The organism is Rhodococcus sp. 4CII, from assembly GCF_014256275.1.
GTDB lineage: Bacteria > Actinomycetota > Actinomycetes > Mycobacteriales > Mycobacteriaceae > Rhodococcus_F > Rhodococcus_F wratislaviensis_A.
This window is the reverse complement of record NZ_JACCFE010000002.1, coordinates 6,253,203-6,266,602: the sequence shown is the minus strand read 5'-3', so window position 1 is coordinate 6,266,602 and position 13,400 is coordinate 6,253,203. Positions and strand designations below refer to the sequence as shown.

Annotated in this window: 10 protein-coding genes; 5 read left to right on the top strand and 5 right to left on the bottom strand. The window is 68.3% G+C overall.

Going from position 1 to position 13,400, the window contains the following annotated elements; genetic code table 11:
• Positions 1–8: 8 nt before the first annotated feature.
• From H0B43_RS29780 to H0B43_RS29770, 3 genes are all read left to right on the top strand, one after another.
• Positions 9–1,514, top strand: coding sequence for a CoA-acylating methylmalonate-semialdehyde dehydrogenase (locus H0B43_RS29780; protein WP_185724655.1), 1,506 nt, complete (start codon positions 9–11; stop codon positions 1,512–1,514).
• A 66-nt stretch (positions 1,515–1,580) separates the two neighbouring features.
• On the top strand, positions 1,581–2,969 hold the full coding sequence (locus tag H0B43_RS29775; protein ID WP_185724656.1) for an NAD(P)/FAD-dependent oxidoreductase: 1,389 nt from the start codon (positions 1,581–1,583) through the stop codon (positions 2,967–2,969).
• On the top strand, positions 2,966–3,949 hold the full coding sequence (locus H0B43_RS29770) for an ROK family protein (protein ID WP_185724657.1): 984 nt from the start codon (positions 2,966–2,968) through the stop codon (positions 3,947–3,949). The genes H0B43_RS29775 and H0B43_RS29770 overlap by 4 nt, the downstream gene beginning before the upstream one ends.
• A gap of 424 nt (positions 3,950–4,373) precedes the next feature.
• On the opposite strand, the gene H0B43_RS29765 is transcribed toward H0B43_RS29770, so the two are convergent.
• The gene (locus H0B43_RS29765; RefSeq protein WP_185724658.1) at positions 4,374–5,831 is read right to left on the bottom strand and encodes a sugar porter family MFS transporter; all 1,458 of its coding nucleotides are present in this window, start codon (positions 5,829–5,831) and stop codon (positions 4,374–4,376) included.
• Positions 5,832–6,066: 235 nt separating this feature from the next.
• Here H0B43_RS29765 and H0B43_RS29760 point away from each other — a divergent pair, with 235 nt between their 5' ends.
• Entirely contained in the window at positions 6,067–7,119 is a 1,053-nt protein-coding gene (locus H0B43_RS29760) for a LacI family DNA-binding transcriptional regulator (protein ID WP_185724659.1), read from the top strand.
• Positions 7,120–7,140: 21 nt separating this feature from the next.
• Here the strand turns inward: H0B43_RS29760 and H0B43_RS29755 are convergent, their stop codons facing one another.
• Genes H0B43_RS29755 through H0B43_RS29745 form a run of 3 tightly spaced genes read right to left on the bottom strand, consistent with a single transcriptional unit; the run spans position 7,141 to position 10,219 of the window.
• The gene (locus H0B43_RS29755; RefSeq protein ID WP_185724660.1) at positions 7,141–8,121 is read right to left on the bottom strand and encodes a Gfo/Idh/MocA family protein; all 981 of its coding nucleotides are present in this window, start codon (positions 8,119–8,121) and stop codon (positions 7,141–7,143) included.
• Positions 8,118–8,984 (bottom strand): sugar phosphate isomerase/epimerase, encoded by an 867-nt coding sequence (locus H0B43_RS29750; protein WP_185724661.1) that lies wholly within the window; start codon positions 8,982–8,984, stop codon positions 8,118–8,120. Before H0B43_RS29750 ends, H0B43_RS29755 begins: the two co-directional genes overlap by 4 nt.
• A gap of 47 nt (positions 8,985–9,031) precedes the next feature.
• Positions 9,032–10,219 carry a phytanoyl-CoA dioxygenase family protein gene (locus H0B43_RS29745; protein ID WP_185724662.1) on the bottom strand — a complete coding sequence of 396 codons (1,188 nt, stop codon included), beginning with the start codon at positions 10,217–10,219 and terminating at the stop codon, positions 9,032–9,034.
• A 72-nt stretch (positions 10,220–10,291) separates the two neighbouring features.
• On the opposite strand from H0B43_RS29745, the gene H0B43_RS29740 reads away from it, so the two are divergent.
• Complete coding sequence (locus tag H0B43_RS29740) at positions 10,292–11,305, top strand: LacI family DNA-binding transcriptional regulator (protein WP_185724663.1); 1,014 nt, start codon at positions 10,292–10,294, stop codon at positions 11,303–11,305.
• Positions 11,306–11,462: 157 nt separating this feature from the next.
• Here the strand turns inward: H0B43_RS29740 and H0B43_RS29735 are convergent, their stop codons facing one another.
• Positions 11,463–13,397: a bifunctional sugar phosphate isomerase/epimerase/4-hydroxyphenylpyruvate dioxygenase family protein gene (locus tag H0B43_RS29735; protein WP_185724664.1), complete on the bottom strand. Its 1,935-nt coding sequence runs from the start codon at positions 13,395–13,397 to the stop codon at positions 11,463–11,465.
• Between the last annotated feature and the right edge of the window lie 3 nt (positions 13,398–13,400).

Below are 13,400 nucleotides of genomic sequence, written 5' to 3'. Positions count from 1 at the left end.
GACAACACATGAGCACCAACATCACTCGCGAGATCGCCCACTGGTCCGACGGTAAGGGCTTCACCGGGACCAGCGGCAACACCGCACCCGTCACCAACCCCGCCACCGGTGAGGTCACCGGTCAGGTCGCGCTCGCCAGCGTCGAGGACGCCCGCGCGGTGATCGACGCCGCCGCCGCCGCGTTCCCCGCCTGGCGGGACACCTCCCTCGCCAAGCGCACCCAGGTGATCTTCAAGTTCCGGGAACTGCTCAACGAGCGCAAGGGCGAGTTGGCGGAGATCATCACCTCCGAGCACGGCAAGGTCGTCTCCGACGCGTTGGGCGAGGTGTCCCGCGGTCAGGAGGTCGTCGAATTCGCGTGCGGCATCGCGCACCTGCTCAAGGGCGGCATGACCGAGAACGCGTCCACCAACGTGGACGTGCATTCGATCCGCCAGCCGGTCGGGCCGGTCGGGATCATCTCCCCGTTCAACTTCCCCGCGATGGTCCCGATGTGGTTCTTCCCCGTCGCCATCGCCGCCGGCAACACCGTCGTGCTCAAGCCGTCCGAGAAGGACCCCACCGCCGCGCTCTGGATGGCCGAACTCTGGGCCGAGGCCGGCCTGCCCGCCGGGGTGTTCAACGTCCTCCAAGGCGACAAGACCGCCGTCGACGAACTGCTCACCCACCCGGCCATCAAGGCCATCTCCTTCGTCGGGTCCACCCCGATCGCACAGTACGTGTACGCCACCGGCACCGCCCACGGCAAACGCGTCCAGGCCCTGGGCGGGGCGAAGAACCACGCCATCGTCCTGCCGGACGCCGACCTGGATCTGGCCGCCGACGCCATGGTCAACGCCGGCTTCGGATCCGCCGGGGAACGCTGCATGGCCATCTCCGCACTGGTCGCGGTCGGCGACATCGCCGACGAACTCGTCGCCAAGATCAAGGAGCGCACCGACACGTTGAAGATCGGCGACGGCACCAAGGATTCGGACATGGGACCGTTGGTGACGAAGGTGCACCGCGACAAGGTCGCCTCCTACATCGACGCCGGCGAAGCCGCCGGCGCGACGATCGTCGTGGACGGGCGCACCGTGCAGGCCGACGGCGGGGCGGACGGGTTCTGGCTCGGACCGACCCTGATCGACCACGTCACCACCGACATGAGCGTGTACACCGACGAAATCTTCGGACCCGTCCTGTCCGTGATCCGGGTGGAGTCGTACGACGAGGCCCTGGAACTGGTGAACTCCAGCCAGTTCGGCAACGGCACCGCCATCTTCACCAACGACGGCGGCGCGGCCCGCCGGTTCCAGAACGAGGTCGAGGTCGGGATGGTCGGCATCAACGTCCCGATCCCCGTCCCCATGGCCTACTACTCCTTCGGTGGCTGGAAGAACTCCCTGTTCGGCGACACCCACGCCCATGGCACCGAGGGTGTGCACTTCTTCACCCGCGGCAAGGTCGTCACCACCCGCTGGCTCGACCCCAGCCACGGCGGCCTCAACCTCGGATTCCCCCAGAACGCGTAAGTACTTCTTCTCCGCGCCGGACCGTCCGCGGTCCGGCGCGGAGTTCGTTCGATCGAAAGGAACTTCATGAGCGACACCTCTCTCGCCCAGCGCCATCGGGTCGTGGTCATCGGATCGGGATTCGGCGGTCTCTTCGCCACCAAGGCCCTGAGACGGTCGGACGTCGATGTCACTCTGATCGATCGCACGACGCATCACCTGTTCCAGCCGTTGCTGTACCAGGTGGCGACGGGAATCCTGTCGGAGGGCGAGATCGCTCCCGCGACCCGGCTCGTCCTCGAAGACCAGCAGAACGCGTCCGTCCTGATCGGTGGAGTCGAGAAGATCGATGTCGCCGACCGGACCGTCACGTCGACGCACCGCGGCCGCACCACCGTCACCGAGTACGACAGTCTCGTCGTGTCGGCCGGCGCACGCCAATCCTATTTCGGCAACGACCATTTCGCCGAGCACGCACCCGGCATGAAGACGATCGACGACGCCCTCGAGCTGCGCGGCCGCATCCTGGGCGCGTTCGAAAGCGCCGAGGTGTGCAGCGACCCCGCCGAGCGGGCACGACTCCTGACGTTCGTCGTGGTCGGGGCAGGGCCCACCGGAGTCGAGATGGCGGGTGAGATCGCCCAACTGGCCCACCGCACGCTCGCCGGCGCCTACCGCACCATCGATCCCCGTGACGCGCGCATCATCCTGCTCGACGCGGCGCCCACCGTACTCCCGCCCTTCGACGAGAAACTGCGCCGCGCTGCCGCAGACACGCTGGGCGAACTCGGAGTCGAGATCCAGCTCGGCGCGATGGTGACCGACGTCGACGACGACGGACTCACCGTCCGCGACCAGGACGGCGTCGAGCGGCGGATCGAGGCCGCCTGCAAGATCTGGTCCGCAGGTGTCGCCGCCAGCCCACTGGGCCGGCAACTGGCCGAGCAGACCGGTGCCGCCACCGACCGCGCCGGCCGCGTCCTCGTCGAGCCCGACCTGACGCTGCCCGGCCACAGCAACGTGTTCGTCGTGGGCGACATGATGAACCGGGACGGGCTTCCCGGCGTCGCCCAGGTCGCGATTCAGGGCGGCCGCTACGCCGCGTCGCTGATCGCGGCGGAGGTGCGCGCCCACCGGAAGGGTCGTGACAAGCCCCAACGCACCCCGTTCAAGTACACGGACAAGGGCAGCATGGCCATGATCTCCCGCTTCCACGCCGTCGCGAAGGTGGGCCGTCTGCAATTGACCGGGCTGCTCGCGTGGCTGCTGTGGCTCCTGATCCACCTGGTCTACATCGTCGGCTTCAAGAGCCGGCTCGCCACCGCCATGTCCTGGACCTGGTCGTTCCTCGGCCGGACACGAGGGCATCTCGCCGTCACGGAACAACAAGTGGTCGCGAGAACGGCCATCAACCGGCTCGATGCCTGGGAAGATTCCCTGGTGGTACCCGAGGCGGCGACGGCCCCGGCACGGTGAGTACCGTCGGCTTCGTGCATGTTTCCGCTCTCACCGTCGGTATCGACGTCGGTGGTACCAGTATCCGGGCCTGTGTGGTCGACGACACCGGCGAGGTACTCGACTCCGTCCAGGCGCCCACCCCGCAGTCGGCGAAAGCCCTCGAGGATGCGCTCGACCGCGCCGTCCGCGAACTCGCTTCCCGGCACGAGATCGCCGCGGTCGGGCTCGCCGTCGCCGGATTCATCACCCCCGACCTGACTACCGTGCGCTTCGCCCCGCACCTGCCGTGGAAGAACGTGCCGGTGGCCAACGACCTCAGCGACCGCCTCGGGCTGCCGGTGGTCCTCGAACACGACGCCAACGCGGCGGCGTGGGCGGAACACCGGTTCGGCGCTGCCGCCGGCGGTCGCAATGTCGTGATGGTCGCGGTCGGCACCGGCATCGGCGCGGCGCTGCTCATCGACGGCGCGCTCTACCGAGGCAGTCACGGCGTGGCTCCCGAGCTGGGCCATCTCCAGGTCGTCCCGGGCGGCAGGCCCTGCGCGTGCGGTAAACGCGGGTGCTGGGAACGATATTGCAGCGGAACCGCTCTCGTCGACACGGCCATCGAAATGCTCGCCGCCGACCCGACCAGTTCGACGGTCCTCGCCCGTGAGGTGGCGAGCGACCCGGGATCGCTCACCGGTCGTCGTATCGCCAGCGCAGCGCGGGACGGGGACCCGCTCGCCATCCGCACGATGGAAGAATTCGCGCGCTGGCTGGGCGTCGGACTCTCCATGGTCGGTGACGTCTACGACCCCGACCTCGTCGTCATCGCCGGCGGCGTCAGCGGTTCGGCTCCGCTCTTCCTCGACCACGCCCGCGACGTCTACGCCTCCCTCTCGACCGGTTCCGGGCACCGCCCCCTCGCCCGCATCCGCGAAACCCAACTCGGCGAATCCGCCCAGCGAATCGGGGCCGCAACACTCGCGAGGCACTCCGCGCCCGTGCGTGGATGAGGAGTCGCTGGACTCGTTGAGTACTCACGAGCGGCGGAGCCGCGCTTGTCGGTGACCCCAGGTATTATCGAAGATACGTTCGATACCCGGGGGGTTGAAGACTATGGGGGACAACAGGTCCAGCGCGGCGGTACTGGATGCGATACCGCCGGGATCGCGGCGATCGAGGGGCTGCGAACAGGCAAAGCGGTGCTGGCGCAAGCTCAGTACCGGCAAGTCGTGGCGGTTACCGAGTTCTACGATCTCTGCTGCGATGAAGACGAACGCCGCGGCACTCGCGTGCCCTCCAACTACTCACCAAGCGCTCCCACGACCTGCAGGACGCCGTGTACCTGAACGAACTGCACGGGACGCGTGCCACACAGCACCACCACCGGTACCGCCTCCCGAAGGCGGCGGTACCGGTGTGTGAGAAACCGTGCGCTCAGTGGGTGGCGATCGCGGCGGTGCTCCCCGCAGCGGAGGTGGCGGGCGCGCCCGCGCCGAGGCGGTCTTCCAGCTCTTCGAGGCTGCGCCCCTTGGTTTCCGGAACGAATCGGTAGACGAAGTACACGGAGATCAGGTTGACGAGAACGAACAGGCCGAATGTTCCGGTGGATCCGAGGACGGAGTTCAGGATCGGGAAGACGAAGGAGATGAAGGCGTTGGTCGTCCAGAGCACGAATACGGCGATGCCCATGGCGAACCCGCGAATGGCCATCGGGAAGATCTCCGAGAGCAGCAGCCACACGCACGTTCCGATGAAGCACTGGACGAAGGCAACGAACACCATCATCGCGGCCAGGATGATGTAGCTGCGGCCCGTGGAGGAGGGCAGCAGGAACACGAGTGACAGCGCGGCCTGCGAGGACGCCACGCCGATGAAACCGGTGAGCAGCATCTTGCGACGATTCACGAAGCCCAGCAGGACGATTCCGAGAATCGTCATGACCACCGAGGTGACACCGACCGCGATGGTGGCCACGAGGGACGCACTGACGCCCAGCCCGCTCTGCTCGAGGATCGTCGGCGCATAGTAGTTGACCGTGTTGATGCCCGTTGCCTGCTGCACGATGGCCAGACCACAGCCGACCCAGAGGATCCGGCGCATCCAGGGGTAGTCGCGCAGGTAGTGGACGGCGCCGCTGACCTTCGAGTTCCTGTCGCGGGCGGCGTGGAAGCTGATGCTGGCGTACTCGTCGGCGGCCTCCGACTCGCTGCGGCTCATCTCGAGGGTGCGGCGTGTGTCGGCGAGCCGGCCCTTCGACGCGTACCAGCGCGGCGAATCCGGAAGCGCGAGCATGCCGAGCAGCAACAGAACGGCAGGGACCGAGGCGATGGCCAGCATGTACCGCCACACCGTCGGGTCTTCGATGAGGTGATCGAGCAGCGCGTTGATCGAGAAGGCGAGCATCTGCCCGGTGACGATCATCAGTTCGTTGATGGTCACCATCCGGCCGCGCCGTTCCACCGGGGCCATCTCCGCCAGGTAGAGCGGGCAGGTGACGGCGGCAGCGCCCACACCGAAACCCAGAATGATTCTGGCCAGCACCATAACCTCGACATTGGGGGCCATCGCACACCCGAGGGCACCGACGAGGAACAGGCCCGCGCAGACGAGCAACGTGCGCTTGCGGCCGAGTGCGTCGGACAACCGACCTCCCAACAGCGCGCCGACGGCGGCGCCGGGAAAGAGCAGCGAACTCACGACCGTGGCCTCGCCGACCGCGCTGAGGTTCAGCTCGTCCTTCATGTAGAGCAGCGCCCCGGAGATCACCCCGGTGTCGTAGCCGAACAGCAGACCTCCGAGCGTGGAGATGACGGTGAGCTTCGTCAGGAAACGGTTGTGACTGCGCTCGTTCCGCGCGGCGCCGCCGCTTCCGCGTGTACTGGTTGTCGACATCAGGTGTGGCCTTTCTGGGAATGCTCACGCATCGCGACACGGACGATCGGTCGACGTGTCGCTCTCGCCCGAATGCGCTCGGCTCGATGCAGCCGACGAGGCGTTCTCTCCTGGACTGAAGCGCTTCACTAACGCGCTTCAGTTTTCTACTATGAGGTGAATCACAGAAAGTGTCAAGGGCGAGGTCGCGACGGTGCAGTGCACGCCCCCGACGACACGAGCGAGGGAGATCGAGATGTTCGACGAGCGAACCGCGTCGCACGAGGGTTCGGAGCGGCTGCCGGCAGGACTGCATCGGCGGCCCACGATGGCCGACGTCGCGACCCGGGCCGGTGTGTCGCGCACCCTGGTGTCACTGATTTTCAGCGACAAACCGGGCGCCTCCGACGAGACCCGCGACCGCGTCCTGCGGGCCGCGGACGAACTCGGCTACCGGCTCGACCGGGCAGCCCGCATGCTCGCACGCGGACGCAGTCGCACCCTCGGCGTGCTCATCGACGTCCACCAGACCTTCCAGGCCGACCTGATCGGCACCATCTACGCCGAGGCCGAAGCCACCGGATACGAGGTACTGCTCTCCGCGAGCGCACCCACCCGGGACGAGCACAAGGCGATCGAAGCGCTGCTCAGTCACCGGTGTGAGGGCCTCATCCTGCTGGGACCGCACTCCGATGCGGAGTATCTGCGCACGCTCACGGACCGCGCCGTCGTCACCGTCGTCGGTCGCGCGCTCCCCCACACCGCGGTCGACACCGTGCGGACCGCGGACGCCAAAGGGATCCGGCAGTCCGTGGACCACCTGGTGGACCTCGGGCATCGCGAGATCGTCCACGTCGACGGCGGCGCCGACCCGGGATCACCCGAGCGTCGTCGCGCCTACCTCGCGGCGATGCGCAAGCACGATCTCGCCGACCACATCCGCGTGGTCCCCGGTCGGCACACCGAGGAGGCCGGTGTCGCCGCCGCGAACACCCTGTTGTCCGAGGACCGCCTGCCCACTGCCGTGCTCGCGGGCAACGACCGGTGCGCCATCGGCCTCCTGGACGTGTTCACCCGTGCCCACGTCGACGTGCCGGGCGACATCTCGATCGTCGGGTACGACGACGGCCACCTGGCACAGTTGTCGCGGATCGACCTCACCACGGTGCGGCAGGACACCGCCGGGTTGGCGCGGCACGCCGTGCAGTTCGCCGTGGGCCGACTCGAGGACGACGACCTCGACCCCCAGGATTTCGTGATCGAGCCCCGTCTGGTGGTGCGCGGCACCACCGGTCCGGCCCGCGCGTAGCCGCGCCGGCGGGCTCCGGTATCAGCGCAGCGGCAACCCGGCCGCCCGGTACGCGTCGTCGATCATCGTCATGTTCGCCAGCGAGTCGCCGACGCTCATCGGCAGCGCCGCTCCCTGCAGCACGTGCTCGGCCACGGCGTCGAGCTGGTACGCGTACGACGTTCGCGTGCCGAGATGCTCGACCACCGAACCGGCACTAGTGGTCACGGTCACCCGATCGTCCTCGCTCGGTTTGATGAAGTTGTGCGCGAGGGCTTCTCCCCGCTCGCCGACGATCCGCAACGTGAACTCGAACTCGTCCGCGATCATGGAGTTGATGCTCGACCCGGTGGCACCGCCGGGATACGCGAGGTCGATGTCGCACCACTCGTCGATGCCCGGCGACCGCTCGGATGCGCGGGCGGCGACCACCCACGGTGGGCCGTCGTTCGGCGACGCCAGCAATCGGTGGACATGCAGTCCGTAGCATCCGAGGTCCATCACCGCGCCGCCGGCGAGTTCGAGCGACCACCGGGGATCGTCCGGCTTCGGCTCGGGCATCCGCATGACGACCTCGACACGCCGCAACCGCCCGAGGGTTCCGCCGGCGCGCAACGCCTGCATCCGGCGCGTGACGGGGTGGAACAGGTAATGGAATCCCTCGGTCACCGTGACGCCGGCAGACCGCGCTGCCGTCAGGACGCTCTCCGCCTCGGCGGCGTTGCGGGCGAACGGCTTCTCGGTCAGCACCGGTTTGCCGGCCTGCACCGCGGCCAGATTCCACGGGGCGTGCAGCGCGTTCGCCAGCGGGTTGTAGACGAGGTCGACGTCCGGGTCGGCGATCACGTCCGCATACGAGTCGTGGACCCGCTCGACGCCGTACGTCGCCGCGAACACCTCGGCCCGGCCGCGGTCCCGGGCGGCGACCGCGACGAGCCGGTGTCCCGATTCCGCGGCCGGTCCGACGATCGCCGCCTTCGCAATGCGCGACGCACCGAGCACGCCGATCCGCAACGGTCTCACTGCACGATGCTCTGCAGGTATTCGACGCTCCGGACGACGTCGCGGACGGGGCCCTCGTCCGCGGGCGCGGATTGAAGGATCGTGTCCTGTTCGAGGACGTACCAGCCGTCGTAGCCCTGCTTCTGCAACCGCGCGACCACCCCGGCGATGTCGACGTCTCCGGTGCCGAGAGGCGTGTACATCCCCCGCGCGACGGCCTCGGTGTAGGTGAGCTCACCGGCCCGGACCCGTCCGAGGAGCGCCGCGTCGACGTCCTTGAGGTGCGCGTGGGCGATCCGCTCGGGTGCCGACGTGACGAGGTCGAGCGGGTCGGTGCCACCGATCAGCAGATGCCCGGTGTCCAGGCACAGCGGGATCGACGATCCGTCGAGAATGCGGTCCACCTCGGCGCGGTTCTCGATCATCGTCCCCACGTGCGGGTGGATCACCGCGCGGAGGCCCCGGTCGGCGGCGGCGGACGACAGACGATCGAGATTGTGCAGCAACGTCTTCCACCCCACGTCGTCGAGCTCCGGTCGCGAATCGTAGCCGACGGCTCCCGTCACCGCCGCCAGGACGATCACGTCCGACTTCGACGCGACGAGCGCGTCGAGCGCCCCGCCGGTGGCAGCGAGCACGTCGTGATCCGGATCGTGCAGCAGTACCGGCACGAACCCGCCGACTGCCGTCAGGTCGTAGCCGGCAAGGGTGTCCGTCAGCTCGTGCGGATCCGACGGGAGGAACCCATCGGGACCGAGTTCGGTGGCGGCGAGACCGGCGGCACGCATCTCGGCGAGGACCCGGTCGGGATCGAGCTGGTGACCCCACCCCTCCACCTCACTCACTCCCCACGAAATGGGCGCACCTGCGAGTCGAATCGTCATCGTCGTATTTCGTCCAATCGCACCGGACGGTGCTGTTGTAGTGACACTCACGGCTGCCGCCGTGCCGACTGTGCACTCAGCCGCGCGGCGAGCACGGCTGGGTCGGCGTTCTCCTGCAACGCTTCCCACACGGTGTCGACCTGGGTGGCCGGCGCCGGACTGTGCACGGGCTGATCGTGGTCGAGGTTGGTGGGGAACGGGTAGCACTCGGCCGTCGCCACGACGACGTTGCGAAGAGTGCGCTCGATCGCCCCGGCACTCTGCCGAGCCAGCAACGTCGGGTAGACCGCGTTCGACATGGCCTCCCGGTCGAGCACCTCCATCGCCCTGCCGAACGGCGACGAGACCTGCAGCAGGTTGGCCATCCGCCTGATCCGCTCCGAGCGGTTCTGGCCCGCCCCGTGGTAGAGCGCCGGGTTGAAGAACACCGCGTCACCCTTCCGGAGCGGCAACTGCACGTGGGTGTCCCGGAAGTACTCGACGAACTCCGGGCGGGAGAACGCCACGTACCCCGGCTCGAACTGGTGCGAGTACGGCAGGTACGAAGTGGGCCCGCTCGCGACGGGCATGTCGCAATGCGCCACCGCGCCCTGCAGCGTCAGGGTCGCCGACATCCGGTGCAGGTGCGCCGGGTACGCCGTCAGCTCGTGCGGGGGAACGATGCCGAGGTGGTAGTCGCGATGCGGCACCTGCGCGGTGCCGCCGGGATTGACGACGTTGACCTGCGACGTCACCTGATACAACGGCCCCAGCCAGCTCTGGCAGATCAGCGCGAGGATGTCGTTCGCGTAGTAGTCGGCGAACACGTCGGGGGCACTCAGCGCCAGCTTCTGGGCAGCGTTCCAGATGCGGTCGTTCGCGCCCGGCTTGCCGAAGTGGTCGCCCGCCACCTCTCCGGACGCGCGCTGCCGGGCGATGAGGAGGTCGAACTGTTCCGTGGCGCGATCCAGGACGGATGCGTCACGGAATGCGTTGCGGAACACCACGATCCCGGGTCCGTCGGTGAGTGCACGCACGAGTTCGGTCTGCACGGTGCGGCGCGAATCCTCGTCGGCGAGGTGCGGAGCCAGCGCGTCGCTGCTGTAGAGCAGGACGTTCTGTTCCACGGAATGCGCGAGGGGGTAGTCGGCGAGATCCGTCGCGCGGTCGACGGACGACCGGAAGGCGTCGAGGTCGCAGTCCGAGTCGCGGATCCACTCACGGCGTCCGGTCGGCGGAAGAGTCGTCATGGTCATGGAGATAGTCTTACGGTGATCTGAGCCGCAGACAACACCAGAAACCCATCATTTTCACCTCAGGAGTCGGCCGTGAAGCACCGCTACAAAGTGCGCGAGATCGCCCAGCAGTCGGGACTCAGCGAGGCGACGGTCGACCGCGTGCTCCACCAGCGGCCGGGCGTGCGAGACTCGACGAAAGCCGAAGTCCACCAAGCGATTCTCGACCTCGACAAGCAGCGCACACAGTTGAAGCTGAGCGGACGGAAATTCCTCGTCGACGTCGTCATGCAGACGCCCGAGCGCTTCTCGACCGCGTTCCGCGCGGCCGTCGAGGCGGAACTTCCGGCACTCGCCCCCGCCGTCGTGCGGTCGCGGTTCCATTTTCGGCAGACCGGGTCCATCCCGGCAATGGTGGAGACCCTCGACCGGATCTCCCTCCGCGGGTCGCAGGGCGTGATCGTGAAGGCCCCCGATTCCGTCGAGGTCGTCGAGGCCATCGACCGGCTGACCGCGGCAGGGATACCGGTGGTCACCTACGCCACCGACGTGCCGGGAAGCACCCGCGCCGGCTATGTCGGCATCGACAACAGGGCCGCGGGTGCAACGGCCGCGTATCTTGTCGACCAATGGCTCGGCGACACCCCGTCCGCCGTGCTGATCACCCTGAGCAGCAACGCCTTCCGGGGCGAGGAGGAACGGGAGATGGGCTTCCGCGCCGCGCTGCGGACCTTCGGAACCGACCGCCCGGTGATCGACATCGCGGAGAGCGACGGACTCGACGCGACCATCGAGAGCCTCGTACTGGCGGCGCTCGACCGGCACCCCGACATCGCCGCCGTCTACTCGATCGGCGGCGGGAACGTGGCCACGGCCCGCGCGTTCGAGCGCACCGGCCGCACCTGCCGCGTATTCATCGCCCACGACCTCGACGAGGACAACACGCGACTGCTGCGGTCCGGCACGCTCTCCGCGGTGCTGCACCACGATCTCCGAGCCGACGCACATCTGGCGTGCCGCATGCTGCTTCAGGCACGGGGCGCGCTCGGGGAAGTCGCGACCGCGGCCTCCCCGATCCGGGTGGTTACCCCGTACAACCAGCCCTGACGGCGCGAGATCAGCGGTGCTGTAGGCGCGTAGCCGCCCTGACCCTGTGGGACGGGCGCCCCACGCGACTGGAGCCGGCCCGCAGGGTCGATCTTGGTTCCGTTCGCCGTCCACACCTCGTAGTGTGCACGGGCGCCGTTGTCATCGGGTCGGCTGCTCAGCCGACCGCCCGCAATTGGGCAGCCAGGCGCATTGCGGAGTTCGCGTCCCCGTAGCCCTCGTAGCCGCCCACGCGTTGCACCACCTCGAAGAAAAGGTCGGCGCCCACCGTCTGGGTGAACAGGTGGAAGAACTCGCCGTGGGCGTCCGCGTCGTACATGATGCCGGAACCGCTCATCCGGTCGAGGAGTTCGCGGGAGAGACCGAAGCGGGCCTCGAGGTCGTCGTAATAGTTCGGCGAGATCACCAGGGGCTCGAACCCGTTGGACTGCATGGTCGCCGCCGCGGTGAAGATGTCCGTGCACGAGAACGCGACGTGACTGATGCCGCCCCGGCGCGCCGCGGCGATGGGGGAGTTCCCCGACACCGCCCCGGGCACCATGTTGAGGGAGATCCGCAGCGGACGGTCGACGCCGTCGGCGCCGGTCTGATCCATCGTGAGCGCCTGACTGCGCATCATTCCGACCGCGTCGGTGACGTCGAGGCCCTCGTGCGGCGCCATCGCGAACACCGAACGCAGCAGCAGCATGATGCCGTCCCAGGTATCGGACGGCACGGCGAGCGCCACGTGGTCGACACCGGTGAACACGGGAACCTCGTCCTGCCAGCGCGACTCCGTCGGATACAGCTCGAATGCCGACTGCCACGACGCGGCGCTGCCCGGACCGCGCAGGTCCAATGACGTCGCATCGGTGATCTTCAGACGCACCACATCCGATTCGGGCGCCGTGTCCACACCGGGCAGCAGGACCTCGTGCACCGGAACCTCGAGCGCCGCGGCGCGCTCACCCCACGCGTCGGGATCGCTCGACCGGATACCGATCTGAGTGAGCACGGGGAGGTGCGCAGGCAGACCCGGAGCGGTCCACACCGTGCCGGCGGTGGCGTCGACGACGATGGTCATCCGGCCGTGGCGCCACAACTGGAGGTCGTGGCTGCGGTGCCGGCCCACCAGACGGAATCCGATGTGCTGCAACGCTTGCCGGAGGTCGGAATCCTTACCGGGACCGGCCGCGAGCCGCAGCGACACGATGCCCTCGAGCGGCGCGCGCGGCGGCGGCTCGAACAGCGCCAGACCGCGACCGGTGTCCTCACCGTGCTCGGCCTGCACGCGCGCGACCTCCTCCTGGAGGTACAGCAGCGACCGGTGCGCGTCGGCGGCCGTGCGCCCGGTGGACGACTGCCGGAAGGTGTCGTTGAAGATCTCGAGCGACCACGGTCCCGTGTATCCGGCCGCCTGCACATGCGCACCGAATGTCGCGAGATCGAAGTTGCCCTGCCCCGGGAAATTTCGGTGATGCCTGCTCCACTGCAGGATGTCCATCGACATCCGAGGCGCGTCGGCGAGCTGAAGGAAGAAGATCTTCTCCCCGGGGATGTCGCGGATCCCGGACGGGTCGTCGCCGCGGGAGAGGATGTGGAAGCTGTCGAGGCAGGTGCCGAGCGCGGGATGGTCGGCGTCCTGCACGATCTTCCACGCGTGGCGGTACGTGTTGACGTGCGTGCCCCAGGCCAGCGCCTCGTAGGCGATGCGGAGCCCCCGGCTGTGTGCGCGCTCGGCGAGGGTGTGGAGCTGCTCGGTGAGCCGGGCGTCGTCCCGCACCGCCTCGGGCAGCGGCGACGAGCACACCAGCAGCGTGTCGCAGCCGAGCTGCTCCATGATGTCGAACTTGCGCTCGGCACGGATCAGGTTGCGCGCGAACGTCGCGTCGTCCGCCGAATCGAGGTCGCGGAACGGCTGATACAGATCGAGGGTGAGTCCGAGATCCGCTGCGCGGGAGGCAAGCTCACGCGGCGACCACGGCGAGCTCACGAAATCGGGTTCGAACACCTCGAATCCGTCGAACCCGGCCGCCGCGATCGCGGTGACCTTCTCCTCCAGCGATCCGCTCAAGGACACCGTGGCAACGCTCGTACGAACCTGTCGTCCCATGGC